This is a genomic window from Asticcacaulis excentricus (assembly GCF_003966695.1).
Taxonomy (GTDB): Bacteria; Pseudomonadota; Alphaproteobacteria; order Caulobacterales; family Caulobacteraceae; genus Asticcacaulis; species Asticcacaulis excentricus_A.
Genome location: NZ_AP018827.1, coordinates 38,733 through 56,317, shown reverse-complemented (window position 1 = coordinate 56,317; position 17,585 = coordinate 38,733). Strand labels below are relative to the sequence as shown.

Below are 17,585 nucleotides of genomic sequence, written 5' to 3'. Positions count from 1 at the left end.
GCTCTTTTTCCTAAATTCAGGCGTTCAGTTCCGGCGTGCGCTGCATCAGGACCATGCGGCCGCAGGGCGTCGGGCCGACAGGGACGAAGCCCGCCTTTTCGCTGGCGCGATGGGCGGCGGCATTGGTCGTTTGGGGGGCCACGCGCACGCACAAAGCGCCCTTCTTGAACATGCCGTTGCTGAGCTGGGTCAGGACCTGCGTGCCGATCCCTTCCCCCAGCAGCGCCGCATCGCCGATAAACAGGTCGATCAGGAAGGTGCCCTTCGGCGACTCCGCATGGCAGGGCGTGCCCGGTTCATGATCGGGGTGGCATTCATAGCACTGGGTATAGCCCGCCGGGCGCCCGTTCCAGCTAAAGATCCACGCCGTGGCATTGGCCGCGCCGATATAGGCCAAGGCGTCTTCGACGGCGTCCTCTGCGGTCTGACCGTCATTGACCCACCACTGGCGCACGTGCGGCGAGGACATCCACAACAGCAGAAGCCCGGCATCGTTATCGGTCAGGGGGCGAAAGGCGATCACGCTTCCAGCTTTTCCAGAGTGACGCTGTGATTGGTATAGACGCAGATATCCCCGGCGATCTGCATGGCCTTGCGCGCGATCACCTCGGCATCGGGCTCATAGTCCAAAAGCGCGCGCGCCGCCGACAGAGCATAGGTGCCGCCCGATCCGATGGCCGCCACCCCGTCTTCGGGTTCCAGCACGTCGCCGACGCCGGTAATGGTCAGGATGTGGCTCCTGTCACCCACCAGCAGCATGGCCTCAAGGCGGCGCAGATAGCGGTCGGTGCGCCAGTCCTTGGCCAGATCAACGCAGGCCCGCGCCAACTGATCCGGATAGAGTTCCAGCTTGGCCTCCAGCCGCTCCAGCAGGGTAAAGGCATCGGCGGTCGCCCCGGCAAAGCCGACAATCACCTTGCCGCCGGCCAGAGTCCTGACCTTCTTCGCGCCGCCCTTGACGATGGTGGGGCCCATCGACACCTGACCATCACCGGCAATGACCGTCTTGCCATTTTTACGCACGGCGACGATGGTCGTCCCGTGCCAGTTGGGGAAGTTTTTATCCGTCATGACCGTCTAATTGGCGGTTTGCGCGGGGTCTTTCAAGTCCCGGCGGCGTTTTTGCCGGGACAAGTCGTCCAGCATGGGCACAAGGGCGATCAGACCGAGCCCCAGCGACAGGGGCAACACCGTCACAAAGCCCATATGGCTGAAGCCAAACGCCCCCGTAAGCCCGCCCGCCGCAAAGGCCCCCAGAAGCGACACAAGTAACCGCGCCTTCTTCGGATGAAAGCGCGCCTCTGCGTGGGTGGCGCGCCCGAACAGGAAGCGCCCGGCTTCGATGCCTAAGTCGGTGATGATCCCCGTCATATGGGTGGTGCGGATTTCGGCGTGCGACAGCTTGGTCATCAGGCTGTTCTGCAAGCCCATCAGGTAGCACAAAAGCCCGATGGTCAGGGGCAGGCTGAGGTCAATATCCCCGATCAGACCCGCAGCCAAGAGACCAAACAGCAGCAGCAACACCGCCTCAAGCCCCAGCGTCAGGGCAAATTCCGAATGCAGCCGCTTCAGCCGCGCCCAGTTGACCAGCAGGCTTGAGGTCACCGCCCCCAGAAAGAAACACAGGACATAGGTGAGCGCCAGAACGGCCGGGCCAAACTTCCCCAGCACCATGTCGTCGGCAAAGGAGGCGACCATGCCCGACATGTGCGAGGTATAGACGCCGACGGCCAGAAAGCCCCCGGCATTGACCGCCCCGGCGACAAAGGCCAGCGTCACCCCCAGCCGCGCATCGCCCGTTTCCGAGCGCCGTTTGCCGCTGATCTGTCTGAGGGCTCGCCGCATCCAATATCCTTTAAATCTATGCGGGATTATAGGCCGTCGCCCGTTAACGGTAAACGAACAGATGAGGGCTGGCGGGGTGGCGCGACGCCCTTTATATCTGAGGCCATGTCCCTGCCCCATGTGCCACCCGAACTCAGTGACGACGACCTTGACCGCTATGCCCGGCACATTGTGCTGAAAGAGGTTGGCGGTATGGGGCAACGCCGTCTGAAAGGCGCGAAAGTGCTGATCGTCGGCCTTGGGGGCATAGGGGCCCCGGCGGCACTTTATCTGGCGGCGGCGGGCATCGGCACGCTGGGCCTGCTCGATGACGACACGGTCAGTCTGTCCAACCTGCAAAGACAGGTCCTGTACGCCACCAATGATGTGGGCGCGTTTAAATCCGAGGTGGCGCAAGCGCGCCTGTCGGCGCTCAATCCGCACGCCGCGCTGAACCGGCATCCGGTACGGCTGACGCCCGACAACGCGGCGGAGATCATTAGCGGCTATGACATCGTGTTGGATGGCTGCGACAATTTCGAGACGCGGCATCTGGTCAACCGCACCTGTATGGCATTGGGCAAGACGCTGGTCTCCGGTGCACTGGGGCGGTTCAGCGGTCAGGTATCGGTGTTCAAAGGGACGCCCTGCTATCAATGTCTTGTACCGGAGATTCCGCCCGACGCCGAAACCTGTGAGCGTGTGGGCATTGTCGGCGCTCTGGCCGGGATTATCGGTTCGATGAGCGCGCTGGAGGTGATCAAGCTGATCACCGGCGCGGGCGACCCGCTGATCGGCAAACTGCTGATCTTCGACGGCCTGTCGATGACCTCGCGCATCATTACCCTGCCGCCGGAGCCGGATTGCAAAATTTGCGGTGGAACAAATGGATTATAGCGAAAAAGCTTACGACAAGGCGAAATGGCATTTTGAGAGCATAGAAAAAGAAGGACTGGATGAAATTCAGGCCTATGTCCACACGGCATTTTTCTGGCGCTGGATCGTAGATCAAAACCTGACGGATAAGCGTTTTGAAGAAGATTTCGAAGACGATTTTTCGGCCTATCGAAACGGATCGATAGACGCGCTCGAATTCTACAGGGTTCTTGATGGATGCCTGATTGGCGACATGATGAATGATGAAGGCAATGCGTTCGCGAGCCACTATTTCGACTTTCAGACCGGGCAATATCTTCGCGATTATGAACGCGCTGTCGCCCATGACCGGCCTTCAATTTTTCAGGTTACGTTTAATGACGAAACCTATGACCGGATTAAACCTTATATCGAAAAGGCATACTCAAAATGGAAAACACCCAAGGCGTGGTGGAGGTTCTGGTAACTCAAATTTAGGCTGCCGTCATGCTGAAATACCTTGCCCCGCTTTGCTTATTACTCTGTCTCGGCGCTACCGCCCATGCTGGCTCAATCGGCGAGACTGCTGGCAAAGACCTGTTTGAACTGACTACCGACCAACAGTTTCTGCTGCCGTTTCTGGGGCATTTCGCGCTAGTGGCCGGGCTCTATATCTGGCTGACCTGGGAGCGCCAGACGGCGCTGCGCAAAGGCGAGATCAAGCCTGCCGCCTTCGTCAACGCCAATGCCGACCCTGAGCGCTCAAAGCGCGTGGCGCGCAACCTGTCCAATCAGTTCGAACTGCCGGTCTTTGCCCTGTTTGCCGCGACTATCATCTATCAGTCGGGCCGCATAGAAGCGATCGACATCGCCGCTGCCTGGCTGTTCCTGATCGGGCGACTCATCCATACGGGCGTGCAAACCCTGACGACGAATGTGCCGCTGCGCGGGCTGGTCTTCCTGATCAACTTTGTCGCCGTGGTCATCCTGATGGGGCGCGTGGCGCAGGGGGTGTTTTTATGAAAGCCGCGCTTATCCTTGCGGGCCTGTTGGCCGCCTCCGGTGCACAGGCGCAAACCGTATCCGGCGAGGACCTGTTTGAGCGCTATTGCGCCAGTTGTCACGAAGTGACGGCGGCCAATGGTCAGGGGCCGTCACTCAAGGGCGTGGTCGGCCGCAAGGTGGCCAGCGTGGCGGGCTTTGCCTATTCGCCGGCCCTCAAGGCCGCCGGCGCGAAGGGCCTGCGCTGGGACGCCGCGCATCTTGATCGGTTCCTCAGCGATCCGTCAAAGCTCTATCCCGGCACCTATATGCCGCAGTCGGTGTCAAAACTCGAAAACCGCGCCGCGATCATTGCGTATCTCAAGGCCCAGTAGATTTGGCCCACGGAATTAGACATTCCCCACGTTTTCCTGTATAGGCCCCCACTCGCTCCCCGCATCTGTGCCTTTTCTGAGAGTCCCCCCGTGGCCTATACGCTCGACCTGTCCGCCAAACCCGCCGCAAGCGCCAAGGTGAATATCACCGGGCTGACGCGCGATGGCCTGATCGCGGCGCTGAAAGAGTCCGGCGTGGTCGAGGAGCGCAAGGCCAAAATGCGCGCCCAGCAGATCTGGCGCTGGGTGCACCATTACGGCTTTACCGATTTCGACAAGATGACCGATATCGGCAAGGATCAGCGCGGGCCTTTGGCCGAAAAATTCACCCTCGCCCGCCCCGAAGTGGTCGAGCGTCAGGTGTCAAAAGACGGCACGCGCAAGTGGCTGATCCGCATGGCGCCGGGTATCGAGGTCGAAACCGTCTATATCCCCGATGTCGGCCGCTCCGGTGCCCTGTGCGTCTCGTCTCAGGTCGGCTGCACGCTCAACTGCTCCTTCTGCCACACGGGGACGCAGCGGCTGGTGCGTAACCTGACCGCTGCCGAAATCGTGGCGCAGGTGCAGGTGGCGCGCGATGACCTGGGCGAATGGCCGTCGCCCAAGGAAGACCGCCGCCTGTCCAATATCGTCTTCATGGGCATGGGCGAGCCGCTGTACAATCTCGACAATGTCGCCGACGCCATCGACATCATTTCGGACAATGAAGGCATCGCCATTTCACGCCGCCGCATCACGGTCTCGACGTCTGGCGTGGTGCCGGAGCTGGACGCGCTGGGCAAGCGCACGGCGGCCATGCTGGCCATTTCGCTGCACGCCACCAACGATGAGTTGCGCGACGTGCTGGTGCCGATCAACAAGAAGTACCCGCTGAAAGACCTGATGGCCGCCATCCGCGCCTATCCAGACCTGTCGAACGCGCGGCGCGTCACGTTTGAATATGTGATGCTGAAAGGCGTCAATGACAGCCCGGCCGAAGCGCGCGAACTGATCAAACTGATCAAGGGCATCCCGGCCAAGATCAACCTGATCCCGTTCAACCCCTGGCCGGGCACAGACTATCAGTGTTCGGACTGGCGCACCATCGAAGCCTTTGCGGCCATCCTGAACAAGGCCGGCTATGCCTCGCCCATCCGCACGCCGCGCGGTCGCGACATTCTGGCTGCCTGCGGTCAGTTGAAGTCCGAGAGCGAGAAGGTCCGCGCCAGCGCGCTGCGTAAAGCGCAGGTTGCGGGGCTGGCCCAGGCCGAAGACGAAACGCCTCAAAATGAGACTGACGCGGTCGAAACGGAACTGCCTTACGGCCATCTGGCCTCCGGCATGTAAGAGCAAGCCGGTGAACTTATAAAAAACGGTCACATTTTTCGGCCTTGATCTTGCAAGACCCCCGATACAATACTGGTCGTCCGCACGGGACGGCGGGCGTAATCGGGGCTTTTGATCGGCATGATACCGGATTTCCTCAATCTCGACTTTCTGGTGCCGGACGTCCTGCGTCCGGAGGTTCAGGCCTTCGCCGCCGGTTTCCCGGTGACGCTGCTGCACGCCGGGGCGACCCTGCTGATGCTGTTTATCGGGGCCTTCGTCTATTCGATCCTGACGCCCTATAAGGAAATCCAGCAAATCCGCGACGGCAATTCCGCCGCAGCGGTGGCCTATGGCGGCGTGATCATCGGTCTGGCCGTGCCTCTGGCCGCCTCGATGTCGGCCTCGACCTCGGTGCGCGAAATCCTCATCTGGGGCGGGGCGACCGTCATCCTGCAACTGTTTGTCTTCCGTCTGGTGGACTTCCTGCTGGCCGGTCTGCCGCAACGCATCGACGAGGGCGAAGTGTCGGCCGCCGTGCTGCTGGTGGCGGGCAAGCTGGCCGTCGCCCTGATCCTCGCCGCCGCCGTCGCCGGTTAATCTGAAAGGGGTTTTGAGATGGGCCTCATCCCCGACTGGCTGCTCTACGGTTCGGCGGTGGCCCTGATGGTCATCGTGCCCGGTCGCTGGGCCGACAAATCCCTGTCGCCGCCTGCGCCGCCGCCGCCGCCGCCCGGCGAAGCGGCCCTGTTTGCCACCTACTCCCCCTTCTCAACCAACGAGATCATCAGCCTGCCGATCATGAACGATATTGATTATCGCGGCACGGCCTTTTCCGTCTCAAAATCCGGTGAGTGGGTGCTGGCCCGCGAAAGCATCCGCAACTGCCGCTACCCCTTCCTCAATCTGGGTGGCAATCTGGGGGTGCGTATCCGCGTGCAGTATAAGCGCAGCCTCGACAACTATGTGCTGGCCGTCACCGAAAGCGGCGCGCGTCCCCTGCCCTTTGCCGATCCAAAAACCATCAAGCCGGGGATGCGCGGCTTCATGCCGGGCTTTCCGCAGGATCAGGCCGGCGAAGCGACCGGCCGTCTGATCGGGGAAACCAAGCTGAAGACCGGCAAGCGCTTCGAAGCCCCTGAAACCGTGCTGGCCTGGGCCGAAGCCGGGCATACGGCCAACCTGACGGGCAGCCTGAACAAGTTGCTGGGTGGCCCCACCCTTGATGCGCAGTCTCAGGTCATCGGCATCACGCTAAAGACCAAGCCGCGCCGCGGGCGTCTCTATTCCTCGACCCCGGCGACGCTGGCCAAGATCGGTAATACGCCGTCGCGCACCTATGATTTCGAGCACGAAGACCTGCTGACGCGCCGCAATTACGGCATCGTCTCCGACACCCTGCGCCGGGAGTATCGCGTGGCGCAGGTCGGCTGCATCCAGAGCTAACCCTTTTAACCGCAAGATTCGGGACGTGACGCGCGCGGCCATCCGTGTAAGTCTGCGCGTATGATCCCCGGTGACCTTGTCCCTCTCGAACGCGCGCATATGACCGCTCTGGCCGAAGCCGATCCAGCGCTGGCCCCGCTGTTTGCCGCCGTGGGCGACCTCAATTTTCGCCACCGGGCCGACGGTTTCGAAGGTCTGCTGCGCCTGATCGTCGAGCAGCAATTGTCGGTCAGGGCCGCCGATGCCATCTGGCAGAAGCTGCGCGGCGGCCTTTCAGAGATGAGCCCGGCCCATTTGCTGAGCCAGTCGGATGAGGCTCTGCGTGGCCATGGCCTGTCGCGGCCCAAGGTCAGATATGCCCGCATCCTCGCCGAGGCCGTCCACGCCCGCGCGCTCGACTTTGCGACCGTGCGGAGCCTTGAGGCCGAAGCCGCCATCGACCACCTGACGGCGCTGAAAGGCATAGGGCGCTGGACAGCCGAGGTCTATCTGATGTTCTGCGAAGGCCGCCTCGACATCTTCCCGACCGGTGACATCGCGTTGCGCGAGGCCGTCGGCTGGTTAGACGGCCTCGATTCCCGCCCGGACGAGGCCTATTGCCGCGCGCGTGCCCTGCGCTGGGCACCCTACCGCTCGGTGGTATCGCACGCCTTATGGGGCTGGTACGGCGCGGTCAAACGCGGTGAGCTTGGGCGCAAGCCGTAGGCTTACTGGCGATTATAGATGCGCAGGATCACCGGCTGATCGGTATTGCGGGCATTGGGTTCGGTCCACACCACGGCAAAGCCATTCGGTCCTGCCCCCAGATTCACGCCATTAAACGACGTGGCGGTGGTGATCTCAAACTCCGTGAAAAGTTTGGTGCCATCATCGGACATCAATTGACCGGTCAGACCCGAATTATAGCCATAGACCACCGCATAGCCGCCATTGCTCAATCCGGTAGCGCCGTAATAGCTGGCGCTCAGCGCCGCATTGGCATTGACCGTTGCTGCCGTCCCATAGGCAGCCCCCGCACCACTATAGGCCTGAGCGCGCAGGCTCTGAACCGTCGTCCGCTGCGACCAGATCGCTGCAAAGCGTCCGCTATTCAGACTGACCAGCGCCGGAAGCATAGCTTCCAGACCGCCGTTCAGGGCAATAGGATTGCCCGATGCCGCACCTGCCGCCGTGTAAAGTTGAACCTTACCCTGCATCAGACCCAGCGTATTATTGGCTTCCTCATAGGACAAAGCAAACGTCCCATCCGTCAGGCCGATAAGGGTATAGGCGGGGACATTGCCGCCAATCGATCCGGTGGGAAAGCCCTTGAGCGTCAGTTCAGAGCCCACGGTGGCACCGGTCGCTGTGAATATTTGCGCCCGGACCTCATCCGCGGTGGTCACCTGAGTGCTGTTGACGGCCCGCTCACGGAAAGCCACCATAAAGCCTGTCCCCGCCGACACCAGTTGTACCCGTGTGTCCGTTCCAACCGTCGATGAAGAAAGTGCGCGGGTGTTCACACGCAATTCGCTGCCTTGTTTGACGCCATTGGCATCGAAGACTTGGGCCCGGACAACGGGTGCCGTGGCGCCCCGATCGGCCCAGGCGGCAACAAAGCCGCCACCGCTCAGGGACAGAAGTACGGGCTTTTCCTGATCGCCGGCCGTTGTCGTATTGGCCGTGAGTTCCGTCGTCAGCGTGGCACCAGTGTTCGAAATCACGCGATACAAGATAGCCGAGCCTGAGGTGTCCGGGCTACCGGCGACCACAGTGCGCTCGGTCCACGCCACCGCATAACCGCCGCCCGAAAGACCCGTCACAGCCGTTTCGGTTCTGAAAACACCGCTGCGTGTGCTTACGGTTATCGGGCTTGAAGCCACATAGCTGCTTTGCGACGCCGATGATGACGAGGATGACCCACCGCCTGTACCCCCGCCAGAGGAGGAACCGCCCCCACCGCCGCCTCCACCGCAGCCATAGACCATCAGCGCTGCCAGAGGCGCGACGATCAGCACGAGCGGGCGCAGAATTTTCGCAGAAATGGTCATGGTCTCCCCCTAAATAATGACCGCCTTGTTACAGGATGGTCCACCTTCTGTCAAATTTGACGGCATGATGTCACCGCCAACCGTGACGAGACTTACACCCGGCTTACACCCTGTCATAGCTGCGCCATATCGCTCTTACGCGCAGCGGGTTCATGCTCAGGCTTCAACCTGAAATAAGACTGGAGCCCGAGGAATGGATATCTATAACTACATCAAGAAAGACCATCGTAAGGTCGAGGACCTGATGGAGCAGGTGGTTAATGCCGCCGACGGCGCGACGCGCCTGCGTCTGTTCAATGAGATCAAAAACGAGCTGACCATCCACGCCAAAAGCGAGGAAGAGACCTTCTACAAGGCGGTGTTGGACGCCACGCGCTCAAAGGCCGTCGAGCACAAGATGGAACATGCCAATGAGGAGCATGACGAAATCGAGGCCTTCCTGCAGAAGGTGTCCGCCCTGTCGGCCGACAGCGATCAGTGGCTGCTGCATTTCGGCGAACTGAAACACGCCGTCATGCACCACGTCGAAGAGGAAGAGGGCGAAATCTTCGAAAAGGCCAAGACCTATCTCAGCGCCGATCAGGCCCGCAAGCTGGCCAAGGAGATGGATGCGCTGAAAAAGGACATGATGGCCGGGGCGTAAGGCTTAATCCCCGCCGTCCTGCAAAACGGCCTCCCCTGTACTCAAGGGAGGCCGTTTTGTTTGCGCTCAGTTTTAAAGCCCGGCGCCCTTGACCAGATCGGCCACCACCGACGGATCGGCCAGGGTTGAAATATCACCGAGGTTTGACACATCTCGTTCGGCGATCTTGCGCAGGATGCGGCGCATGATCTTGCCGGAGCGCGTCTTGGGCAGGCCCGGCGCCCACTGGATAACGTCCGGTGAGGCGATGGGGCCGATTTCGCGACGGACCCAGTTGCGCAGTTCGGTCTTCAGCGCTTCGGTCGGTTCGACGCCCTTGGTCAGGGTGACGTAGCAATAGATGCCCTGCCCCTTGATATCGTGCGGGAAGCCAACCACGGCGGCTTCGGCGACGCTGTGGTGCGCCACCAGCGCGCTTTCGACCTCGGCCGTGCCCAGACGGTGGCCGGAGACGTTCAGCACGTCATCGACGCGGCCGGTGATCCAGTAATAGCCGTCTTCGTCGCGACGCGCGCCGTCGCCGGTGAAATACTTGCCGGGATAGGTCGAGAAATAGGTCTCGATAAAGCGCTGATGATCGCCAAAGACCGAACGCATCTGACCCGGCCACGAATCCGAAATACACAGATTGCCTTCGGTCGCCCCGCTCAGCTCATGGCCCTCATTATCGACCAGACAGGCCTCAATTCCCGGCAGAGGATGGGTGGCCGAACCGGGCTTCAAGGCCGTGGCCCCCGGTACCGGGGTGATCAGGTGGCCGCCGGTCTCGGTCTGCCACCAGGTATCGACGATGGGGCAGTTTTCATTACCGACCACGCGGTGATACCACAGCCAGGCTTCGGGGTTGATCGGCTCACCCACCGAACCCAGCAGACGCAACGACTTGCGCGAGGTTTTGAGCACCGGCGCATCGCCTTCGCGCATCAGGGCGCGGATGGCCGTCGGCGCGGTGTAGAAGGTCGTCACCTGATGCTTGTCGATCACTTCCCAGAAGCGCGACACGGTGGGGTAGTTGGGCACGCCTTCGAAGATCAGCGAGGTGGCGGCATTGGCCAGCGGCCCATAGACAACGTAGGAGTGGCCCGTCACCCAGCCGACATCGGCGGTGCACCAATAGACATCGCCTTCGTGCCAGTCGAACACCGTTTTGAACGTATACGCCGCCCAGGCGAGGTAGCCGCCCGTGGTGTGCAGCACGCCTTTCGGTTTACCTGTCGAACCGGACGTATAGAGGATAAACAGCGGGTCTTCGGCATTCATCGGCTCGGCCGGGCAGTCGGCGTTTACGCCCTCCAGTTCCGGATCGACGCACAGGTCACGCCCGTCATGGCTCAGCGAGCAGCCATTGCCGGTGACGAAGACGTGCTTCACACCGGGGCATTGCAGCAGGGCGAGGTCGGTATTGGCCTTGAGCGGCACCGACTTACCACCGCGACGGCCTTCGATGGTGGTGACCACATATTCCGACTGACAGTCATTGATACGCCCGGCCAGGCTGTCGGGCGAAAAGCCGCCAAAGACCACCGAATGCACGGCACCGATACGCGCGCAGGCCAGCATGAAATAGGCCGCTTCCGGCACCATGGGCATGTAGATGGTGACGCGGTCACCCTTCTTGACGCCATATTTTTTCAGCAGGTTGGCGCGCTTGCCCACCGCCTCGGCCAATTGGCCATAGGTGACGGTGTAGGAGTCGTTCGGCTCATCGCCTTCGAAGATGAAGGCCACTGTATCGGCCTTGTGCGGCAGATGGCGGTCGATGCAGTTGGCCGCGACGTTCAGTTGCCCGTCGTGATACCAGCGGATGCGGAAGTCTTCGCGGTTAAACGACACGTCCTTGACCTGAGTGAAGGGCTTGATCCAGTCGAGCGCTTCGCCCAGTTGCCGCCAGTGGGCCCACGGGTCGGACCTGACCAGATCACGCTGCGCCTGAAGCGCCGCCGCCGTCACGCTGTGGGCGCGCGGATAGGTCGCCGGCACGGGAAAGAGAGTCGTATTGTTCAGCGTTTCAACCGTCATGGCGTCCTCACACATAGTCTTGTTTATCTTGCCGTAGAGATAAGACTGATCCACGGCCCTGTCGAGCCAGCCAACCACAATTTGCGCGGCAGGGAAACTTGGCAATAGGTCGTATATTGGTTATGCAATGTGGATCATTTTGTGACCCTTTTTGAAGGACTAGCTGTGCATCTCGCCTTTTCCACATGGCCGGAAATCGAAGCCCGTCTGAAGACCTCAAAGACGGTGATCATTCCCATCGGCTCCAACGAACAGCACGGCCCGATGGGGCTTTTGGGGACCGACTGGCTGTGCCCGGAAATCATCGCCCATGCGGCGGAAAAGCAAGGTGATATTCTGGTCGCGCCGACCTTCAATATCGGCATGGCGCAGCACCATCTGGGCTTTGCGGGCACCATTTCGCTGCGCCCTTCAACCTTTATGGCGGCCATCGAAGACTGGGTGAAGTCGCTGGGGCGGCATGGGTTTGAGCGCATCTATTTCCTCAATGGCCACGGCGGCAATGTCGCCTCGATCGAAGCGGCCTTTTCGGAAATCTATAACCAGTGGTCATGGAAAGGTACGCGCTGTCCGTTTGCGCTGAAACTGTCGAACTGGTGGGACCTGCCGGGCATTTCGCCTCTGTGCGCCCGCCTCTTCCCCAAGGGGCACGGCAGCCACGCCACGCCGTCGGAAATCGCCCTGACCTGGGCCGCTTATCCCGATGCTGTGCGCGACCTGACGATGGACCCGCCGATTGCGCCCACCGGCCCGATCCGCGACGCGCTCGACTACCGCGCGCGCTTCCCTGACGGCCGCATCGGTTCGGACTCGTCGCTGGCCACGCAGGCGCTGGGACAGCAGATTCTGGAGGCGGCGGTTCCGGCCCTGCTAAAAGATATTGCCAAGTTTGAGGCTGAGGAACGGCCCTAAACCGTCACCACCTCATCGCCGCGGCGTTCGACCGGCCACGGCGTGAGGTGCTCCCCGGCGCAGGGGCCGCCGATGCACAGGCCGCTGTCTTTCAGAAACGACGCGCCGTGCCAGCGGCAGATTATCACATCCTGCTCGCGCGTCTGATAATCGCTTTCTTCCTGATCGCCGCCCAGCGGCATCCCGTTGTGCGGACAGGCATCGACATAGCCGCGCGGCAGATAGTCATCGAGGATAACGAACCCCTCAAACCCGTCCTGACGATAGAGGACGGTGCCGGTTGCCTGCAGATCGGCCCAAGCGCAGATGACGGTGCCGGGAGGCGGTCTCACCGTTCGGTCTTCAGCGGACGCGACATCAGATCGCCGATAGCCTTATCGACGCTGGCTTCGCCCGACAGTATGGTCGCCACCATGTTGCAAATGGGCAGATCGACGCCCAGCTTTTCGCCCAGATGCTTGACCGCCGGGGCCGATTCGACCCCTTCGGCGACCGAAATCTTGCCTTCCAGCGCCTGAGCCAGCGTTTGTCCGCCGCCGAGCGCCAGACCGACGCTCATATTGCGCGATTGCGGCGACGAGCACGACAGGACCAGATCGCCCATGCCACACAGGCCGCTGAGCGTCTCGGCCTTTGCGCCCAGCGCCACGGCCAGCCGCGTCATTTCGGCAAAACCGCGCGTAATCAGGGCGGCGTGCGCCGAACGCCCCAGCCCCTTACCTTCGGAAATGCCGCAGGCAATGGCCAGCACGTTTTTCAGCGCCCCGCCCGCCTCAGCACCGATCATGTCGTCGATCAGATAGGGGCGGAAGGTCTGCGTCGCCAAAGTCGTCGAAATCTGCGCCCCCAGCGCCGCATCCTTGCACGCCAGCGTCACCGCGGTGGGCAAGCCGCGCGCCACTTCGGCGGCGAAGGACGGCCCCGACAGGACGGCGGCACGCGCCTGTGGCAGGGTCGCCGCCAGCACCTCGTTCATCAGACAGTCCGTGCCGCGCTCAACGCCCTTGGCGCACAGGATGATGGGCAGGCCGTCGCGCACATGCGGCGCAAAGGCCTTCAGCGAGGCGCGCATATGCTGCGCCGGCGGCACGGCCAGGATCAGATCGCAGTCGCCCAGATCGGCCAGATCGGCGGTGGCCTTCACCTGCGACAACAGCTCACAGCCCGGCAGATAGAGATGATTGAGGTGCTGAGCATTGATCGACTCAGCGACTTCCGGCTCACGGCACTGGATCAACACCTCGCGCCCGGCCCGCGCGGCGACCTGCGCCAGCGCCGTGCCCCATGCCCCTGCCCCGATGATTCCAACCTTGTCAAAGGCTTTGGCGTGCACGAATTGGGTCAAGCCTTGGCTCCCTTGCGTCCCGAAAACTTATGTATGGGTGCACTGAGCGCACGGCGCTCGTCAAGGGGCCAGCGTGGCCGCGCCAGCGCCGACAGTCCGTCGTGCACCTGTTTGTCCCCATCATAATCGGCCGCCGCCCGCATCAGCGCAAAGCGTTCCAGCCCGGCCAGCGCGATCATGGCTGCATTGTCGGTGCAGTAGGCCAGAGGCGGGGCGACAAATTCAAACCCCTCCTTTTGCGCCAGTGCCGACAGCTCAGACCGCACGGTTTTGTTGGCCGCCACGCCGCCCGCCACAACAAAGGCCGGGCTATCCCCCCCATGTTCAGCCTTGAAGGCGCGCATGGCGCGGGCGGAGCGTTCGACCAGTTGGCGCGCAATCGCCGCCTGCACCGAAGCGCACAGATCGGCGCGATCCTGCGGTGTTTTCACCTGCTCCATAGCGATCTTGGCGGCGGCGGTTTTCAGCCCCGAATAGGAAAAATCGCAGTCCTTGCGCCCCAAAAGCGCGCGCGGCAGGGTAAAGCGCGTGGCATCGCCCTTCGCCGCCTCGGCCTCCAGCGCCGGGCCGCCGGGATAGCCCAGCCCCAGAGTCTTGGCGATCTTGTCAAAGGCCTCGCCCGCCGCATCGTCGATGGTGGTCCCCAGACGCTCATAATCGCCGACGCCGCGCACATGCAGCAACTGACAATGGCCGCCGGAGACCAGCAGCAGCAAGAAGGGAAACGGCACATCGTGCGTCAGGCGCACGGACAGGGCATGGCCTTCGAGGTGATTGACCCCGATCAGCGGCAAACCGCGCGACAGCGCAAAGCCCTTGGCAAAGCTCAGTCCCACCATCACCCCGCCGATCAGGCCCGGCCCGGCCGTGGCCGCCACCGCGTCGATTGCGTCCACCCCGACGCCTTTCTCGGCGGCCTGCGACAGCGCCAGCCGCGCCAGATCGTCTATGGTTTCGACATGGCTGCGAGCCGCGATTTCGGGCACGACCCCGCCATAGACGGCGTGCTTGACCACCTGAGAGTGGATGACCGAAGACAGGACTTCGACCGCGCCATCATCACCCCGCCGCACCACGGCGACCGCGGTTTCGTCACAGCTCGATTCGACACCCAGAACGCAAAGAGACATTACATATCCTTATCTCTCGCTACCTTGCGGAGAGAGGGGTTACCTGAAAAGGCCAAATGGCCGCAGGTCAAGGGGCTTGCAAGCCGCAGGGCTTAAGTTTTTCTATAGCTTGCTGAGATTACGTATCTGAAAAGCGCTTCCGAGCGCTCAATCTGCAAAACCGCGTTACACAGTCAATGACAGGTCAGGCAATGACTGATAACCTATCCAGTCATAGGGATTAATCAGGCGATGAGGGCAAGCTGCGCTTTGTTACAGGGCTAATGATCTTGGTTTGCGTAGGCGGCTGCGAGCAGAAACCGGCGTCTGAGACAGACGCTAAACAGCAGGAAACCACATCCCAATCGTGTGCAGATAAGAGCCTGAGGCTTGATGTGACAGGCCTGTGTCAAAGTGATGCCAACGCTTTGGTCGGTCATAATCCTGAATTGCGAACGCCTGAGCTTGAAAATTGCACCTGGAGCGTCAAAGAAGTACAGATGCCCGGAGATGAGGTCATTCTCTATCGCGCCGCCAGGTGTCAGGACAAGGATACCGTGCTTTCGTTTGCAGGTGGTGCCAGACGCGCTGAACTCAGCTATGAAAGCTCGGCTGTCTATGGGGAGGCGGCGCAGGGGCGCGTTGTGGTCGCGCTTTACGGTACAGAGCCTGACCCTCAAGGGGCCCTGAAAATGGCGATCAATGAACTCCCTGCCAAAGAACGCGGCACTTGCCGGATTGTACCTGCCGAAAGAGAGGGCTGGCCATCCGACGCGCTTCTGATTGCCCCGGAAAGTAAAAACCAGCCTGATACAGGCGGTGCCTATGTCCCACTGGTGGCTTGCGGACCATTAGGTGTAAATGGAAAGAAATACTCCTATTGGCGTATCCGTCAGGGCTTCGCCTGGTTTATCGACCTTGGGGAAAAGGACCCGGATCTTGACACCGGTAATATGGTCATCGTGACCAAGACCGAAGGCGGCGCGTGGCGTCCCAAACCCTGATGTCAATTGGCCGCAGGTCACGGGCTTGCATATCACATAGCGAAATTTTAGGGAGTAGGCATAGCAACCCGAAGGCTAAGTCATGACCCCACTTCTGAAAATCGGTACGCGCGGTTCGCGGCTGGCCACCACCCAATGCGGCTGGGTTCAGCGTCAGATCGTCACCGCCCTGGGTCACGACCCGGCCCTGTCGCATGAGGTTGCACCGCTGCTCATCATCACCACGCAGGGCGACCGCATTCAGGACCGCCGCCTGATCGAAGCCGGCGGCAAGCAGTTGTTCACCAAGGAGATCGAGGACGCGCTGCTAAATGGCGACGTCGATGTCGCCGTCCATTCGCTGAAGGACATGCCCGCCGAGGATATTCCCGGCCTCAGCCTGTGCGCCTTTCCGGTGCGCGAAGACCCGCGCGACGCCTTTGTGTCGATCAACTACCGCACCCTCGAAGACCTGCCGCAAGGCGCAAAGCTCGGCACCGCCTCGCTGCGGCGGCAGGCACAGGCCCTGGCCGTGCGGCCGGACCTTGAGGTGGTCATGCTGCGCGGCAATGTCGATACGCGCCTGTCGAAGCTGGAGGCCGGGCATTGCGACGCCATCCTGCTGGCGGCGGCGGGCCTGAAACGCATGGGGCTTGAGGCGCATATCAAGTCCTATATCGACCCCGACCTGTTCCCCTCTGCCCCCGGCCAAGGCGCGCTGGCCGTGCAATGCCGCACCGCCGACCTCGATCAGGCGTGGATCAGGCGGCTGCACCACGTCGAAACGCACCTGCAAATTTCGGCCGAACGCGGCGCGCTGGTGGCGCTCGAAGCCTCGTGCCGCACCGCCGTCGGGGCCTATGCGAAGATCGAAGGCGACGCACTCACCCTGTTTGTTGAGGCCCTGACCGCCGATGGCCGCACGCGCTGGCAAAGACGCGAAACGATCAGCGCGCCTACGGTGGAATCGGCGCACGCTCTGGGCCTTCGTCTGGGTCAGTCTATCCGCGATGAGGCCGGCGACCGGCTGATCCAGTATCAGGCGCAGGCGTGAACCCGCCCCTTATCTGGGTGACGCGAACGGAGCCACAGGCCAGCGTCACGGCGCAGGCGCTGCGGGCGCGGGGCTTTGAGGTGGTCAATGACCCGCTGCTTGAGGTTGAACCCTTAAGCCCCGACATCGACGTGGCGCGTTTCGCCCATATCATTGCCACCTCGATAAATGGCCTGAAAGCCTTTACGCGCCAATACGCGACGCGGCATCAGACGGTGTGGGCCGTCGGCGACGCCACTGCCCGCGAAGCGCGTGAGGCCGGTTTTAATACCGTGCATAGCGCCCGTGGCGATGTCGAAGACCTGATCCGCCTGCTGAAAGCCGAGGCCCCGCAAGGCCCCCTCCTCTACCCGCAGCCCGAAACCCCGGCGCGCGACCTGACGGCGGCCCTGTCGGGGTTCGACCTGCACCCCGTCCTCTTCTATCGCACCGTGGGACGCGACGCCCCCGACGCCAGAGCGCAGATAGCGGCGATCACCCATATCCTGCTCTATTCACCGCGCGGCGCGCAGGCCTGCGCCCCCTATCTGAGCGGCGCGACAGCGCGCGTCCTGTGCATCTCAGAGGCCACCGCCCAACGCCTGCGCGAACACCTCAATTTCACTGGAAATTTACCCTCTGCGGGCCTAAACATAGAGGTAGCGGCCTCTCCGGATGAAGAGGCCCTGTTCGCCAGGCTCTAAA

Annotated in this window: 21 protein-coding genes; 13 read left to right on the top strand and 8 right to left on the bottom strand. The window is 61.9% G+C overall.

Annotation, left to right across the window (positions count from 1 at the left end; genetic code table 11):
- Positions 1–16: 16 nt before the first annotated feature.
- From EM6_RS00275 to EM6_RS00265, 3 genes are read right to left on the bottom strand one after another with little or no spacing between them, the layout of a single operon-like run.
- A complete protein-coding gene (locus EM6_RS00275; protein WP_126419491.1) occupies positions 17–523 on the bottom strand; it encodes a GNAT family N-acetyltransferase in 507 nt (168 codons plus the stop codon).
- Positions 520–1,071: an ATP-dependent protease subunit HslV gene (hslV, locus tag EM6_RS00270; RefSeq protein WP_126419490.1), complete on the bottom strand. Its 552-nt coding sequence runs from the start codon at positions 1,069–1,071 to the stop codon at positions 520–522. Before hslV ends, EM6_RS00275 begins: the two co-directional genes overlap by 4 nt.
- A gap of 6 nt (positions 1,072–1,077) precedes the next feature.
- Positions 1,078–1,845 carry a YoaK family protein gene (locus tag EM6_RS00265; protein ID WP_126419489.1) on the bottom strand — a complete coding sequence of 256 codons (768 nt, stop codon included), beginning with the start codon at positions 1,843–1,845 and terminating at the stop codon, positions 1,078–1,080.
- Between the two features lie 105 nt (positions 1,846–1,950).
- Between EM6_RS00265 and EM6_RS00260 the strand changes: the two genes are divergently transcribed.
- From EM6_RS00260 to EM6_RS00225, 8 genes are all read left to right on the top strand, one after another.
- Complete coding sequence (locus tag EM6_RS00260) at positions 1,951–2,721, top strand: HesA/MoeB/ThiF family protein (protein ID WP_126419488.1); 771 nt, start codon at positions 1,951–1,953, stop codon at positions 2,719–2,721.
- A complete protein-coding gene (locus EM6_RS00255; RefSeq protein WP_126419487.1) occupies positions 2,711–3,166 on the top strand; it encodes a hypothetical protein in 456 nt (151 codons plus the stop codon). The genes EM6_RS00260 and EM6_RS00255 overlap by 11 nt, the downstream gene beginning before the upstream one ends.
- Before the next feature lie 20 nt (positions 3,167–3,186).
- Entirely contained in the window at positions 3,187–3,702 is a 516-nt protein-coding gene (locus tag EM6_RS00250; RefSeq protein ID WP_126419486.1) for an MAPEG family protein, read from the top strand.
- Positions 3,699–4,055 carry a c-type cytochrome gene (locus EM6_RS00245; protein WP_126419485.1) on the top strand — a complete coding sequence of 119 codons (357 nt, stop codon included), beginning with the start codon at positions 3,699–3,701 and terminating at the stop codon, positions 4,053–4,055. The genes EM6_RS00250 and EM6_RS00245 overlap by 4 nt, the downstream gene beginning before the upstream one ends.
- 90 nt (positions 4,056–4,145) lie before the next feature.
- Positions 4,146–5,381: a 23S rRNA (adenine(2503)-C(2))-methyltransferase RlmN gene (gene rlmN, locus EM6_RS00240; RefSeq protein ID WP_126419484.1), complete on the top strand. Its 1,236-nt coding sequence runs from the start codon at positions 4,146–4,148 to the stop codon at positions 5,379–5,381.
- A gap of 120 nt (positions 5,382–5,501) precedes the next feature.
- The gene (locus EM6_RS00235; protein WP_013478274.1) at positions 5,502–5,960 is read left to right on the top strand and encodes a DUF350 domain-containing protein; all 459 of its coding nucleotides are present in this window, start codon (positions 5,502–5,504) and stop codon (positions 5,958–5,960) included.
- Positions 5,961–5,978: 18 nt separating this feature from the next.
- Positions 5,979–6,806 carry a peptidase gene (locus tag EM6_RS00230; RefSeq protein ID WP_126419483.1) on the top strand — a complete coding sequence of 276 codons (828 nt, stop codon included), beginning with the start codon at positions 5,979–5,981 and terminating at the stop codon, positions 6,804–6,806.
- A gap of 60 nt (positions 6,807–6,866) precedes the next feature.
- Positions 6,867–7,511 carry a DNA-3-methyladenine glycosylase family protein gene (locus EM6_RS00225; RefSeq protein ID WP_126419482.1) on the top strand — a complete coding sequence of 215 codons (645 nt, stop codon included), beginning with the start codon at positions 6,867–6,869 and terminating at the stop codon, positions 7,509–7,511.
- A gap of 2 nt (positions 7,512–7,513) precedes the next feature.
- Here EM6_RS00225 and EM6_RS00220 read toward each other — a convergent pair whose 3' ends face one another.
- Positions 7,514–8,836 carry a hypothetical protein gene (locus EM6_RS00220; RefSeq protein WP_126419481.1) on the bottom strand — a complete coding sequence of 441 codons (1,323 nt, stop codon included), beginning with the start codon at positions 8,834–8,836 and terminating at the stop codon, positions 7,514–7,516.
- 193 nt (positions 8,837–9,029) lie between these two features.
- On the opposite strand from EM6_RS00220, the gene EM6_RS00215 reads away from it, so the two are divergent.
- The gene (locus EM6_RS00215) at positions 9,030–9,479 is read left to right on the top strand and encodes a hemerythrin domain-containing protein (protein ID WP_126419480.1); all 450 of its coding nucleotides are present in this window, start codon (positions 9,030–9,032) and stop codon (positions 9,477–9,479) included.
- Positions 9,480–9,551: 72 nt separating this feature from the next.
- Here the strand turns inward: EM6_RS00215 and acs are convergent, their stop codons facing one another.
- Positions 9,552–11,498 (bottom strand): acetate--CoA ligase, encoded by a 1,947-nt coding sequence (gene acs, locus EM6_RS00210; protein WP_126419479.1) that lies wholly within the window; start codon positions 11,496–11,498, stop codon positions 9,552–9,554.
- A gap of 165 nt (positions 11,499–11,663) precedes the next feature.
- Here acs and EM6_RS00205 point away from each other — a divergent pair, with 165 nt between their 5' ends.
- On the top strand, positions 11,664–12,410 hold the full coding sequence (locus tag EM6_RS00205) for a creatininase family protein (RefSeq protein WP_126422792.1): 747 nt from the start codon (positions 11,664–11,666) through the stop codon (positions 12,408–12,410).
- Here the strand turns inward: EM6_RS00205 and EM6_RS00200 are convergent.
- The 3 genes from EM6_RS00200 to tsaD are packed head-to-tail and all read right to left on the bottom strand — an operon-like array spanning position 12,407 to position 14,885.
- Positions 12,407–12,742 (bottom strand): Rieske (2Fe-2S) protein, encoded by a 336-nt coding sequence (locus EM6_RS00200; RefSeq protein ID WP_126419478.1) that lies wholly within the window; start codon positions 12,740–12,742, stop codon positions 12,407–12,409. The genes EM6_RS00205 and EM6_RS00200 overlap by 4 nt on opposite strands.
- Positions 12,739–13,755: an NAD(P)H-dependent glycerol-3-phosphate dehydrogenase gene (locus EM6_RS00195; protein ID WP_126419477.1), complete on the bottom strand. Its 1,017-nt coding sequence runs from the start codon at positions 13,753–13,755 to the stop codon at positions 12,739–12,741. Before EM6_RS00195 ends, EM6_RS00200 begins: the two co-directional genes overlap by 4 nt.
- Positions 13,752–14,885, bottom strand: a complete 1,134-nt coding sequence (gene tsaD / locus EM6_RS00190) for a tRNA (adenosine(37)-N6)-threonylcarbamoyltransferase complex transferase subunit TsaD (protein WP_126419476.1) — start codon at positions 14,883–14,885, stop codon at positions 13,752–13,754. Before tsaD ends, EM6_RS00195 begins: the two co-directional genes overlap by 4 nt.
- Positions 14,886–15,259: 374 nt before the next feature.
- On the opposite strand from tsaD, the gene EM6_RS00185 reads away from it, so the two are divergent.
- The 3 genes from EM6_RS00185 (at position 15,260) to EM6_RS00175 (ending at position 17,584) form a co-directional block, all read left to right on the top strand.
- Positions 15,260–15,868 carry a hypothetical protein gene (locus EM6_RS00185; RefSeq protein ID WP_126419475.1) on the top strand — a complete coding sequence of 203 codons (609 nt, stop codon included), beginning with the start codon at positions 15,260–15,262 and terminating at the stop codon, positions 15,866–15,868.
- 82 nt (positions 15,869–15,950) lie between these two features.
- The gene (hemC, locus tag EM6_RS00180; RefSeq protein ID WP_126419474.1) at positions 15,951–16,901 is read left to right on the top strand and encodes a hydroxymethylbilane synthase; all 951 of its coding nucleotides are present in this window, start codon (positions 15,951–15,953) and stop codon (positions 16,899–16,901) included.
- The gene (locus tag EM6_RS00175) at positions 16,898–17,584 is read left to right on the top strand and encodes a uroporphyrinogen-III synthase (protein WP_126419473.1); all 687 of its coding nucleotides are present in this window, start codon (positions 16,898–16,900) and stop codon (positions 17,582–17,584) included. The genes hemC and EM6_RS00175 overlap by 4 nt, the downstream gene beginning before the upstream one ends.
- Position 17,585 lies beyond the last annotated feature (1 nt).

Bases quoted from the DNA above. Each gene is read 5' to 3' on its own strand.
- hemC (WP_126419474.1), top strand. From the start codon at position 15,951: ATGACCCCACTTCTGAAAATCGGTACGCGCGGTTCGCGGCTGGCCACC.
- EM6_RS00235 (WP_013478274.1), top strand. From the start codon at position 5,502: ATGATACCGGATTTCCTCAATCTCGACTTTCTGGTGCCGGACGTCCTG.
- EM6_RS00225 (WP_126419482.1), top strand. From the start codon at position 6,867: ATGATCCCCGGTGACCTTGTCCCTCTCGAACGCGCGCATATGACCGCT.
- EM6_RS00255 (WP_126419487.1), top strand. From the start codon at position 2,711: ATGGATTATAGCGAAAAAGCTTACGACAAGGCGAAATGGCATTTTGAG.
- EM6_RS00250 (WP_126419486.1), top strand. From the start codon at position 3,187: ATGCTGAAATACCTTGCCCCGCTTTGCTTATTACTCTGTCTCGGCGCT.
- EM6_RS00220 (WP_126419481.1), bottom strand. From the start codon at position 8,836: ATGACCATTTCTGCGAAAATTCTGCGCCCGCTCGTGCTGATCGTCGCG.
- EM6_RS00215 (WP_126419480.1), top strand. From the start codon at position 9,030: ATGGATATCTATAACTACATCAAGAAAGACCATCGTAAGGTCGAGGAC.
- EM6_RS00265 (WP_126419489.1), bottom strand. From the start codon at position 1,845: ATGCGGCGAGCCCTCAGACAGATCAGCGGCAAACGGCGCTCGGAAACG.
- EM6_RS00260 (WP_126419488.1), top strand. From the start codon at position 1,951: ATGTCCCTGCCCCATGTGCCACCCGAACTCAGTGACGACGACCTTGAC.
- acs (WP_126419479.1), bottom strand. From the start codon at position 11,498: ATGACGGTTGAAACGCTGAACAATACGACTCTCTTTCCCGTGCCGGCG.
- tsaD (WP_126419476.1), bottom strand. From the start codon at position 14,885: ATGTCTCTTTGCGTTCTGGGTGTCGAATCGAGCTGTGACGAAACCGCG.
- EM6_RS00245 (WP_126419485.1), top strand. From the start codon at position 3,699: ATGAAAGCCGCGCTTATCCTTGCGGGCCTGTTGGCCGCCTCCGGTGCA.
- hslV (WP_126419490.1), bottom strand. From the start codon at position 1,071: ATGACGGATAAAAACTTCCCCAACTGGCACGGGACGACCATCGTCGCC.
- EM6_RS00230 (WP_126419483.1), top strand. From the start codon at position 5,979: ATGGGCCTCATCCCCGACTGGCTGCTCTACGGTTCGGCGGTGGCCCTG.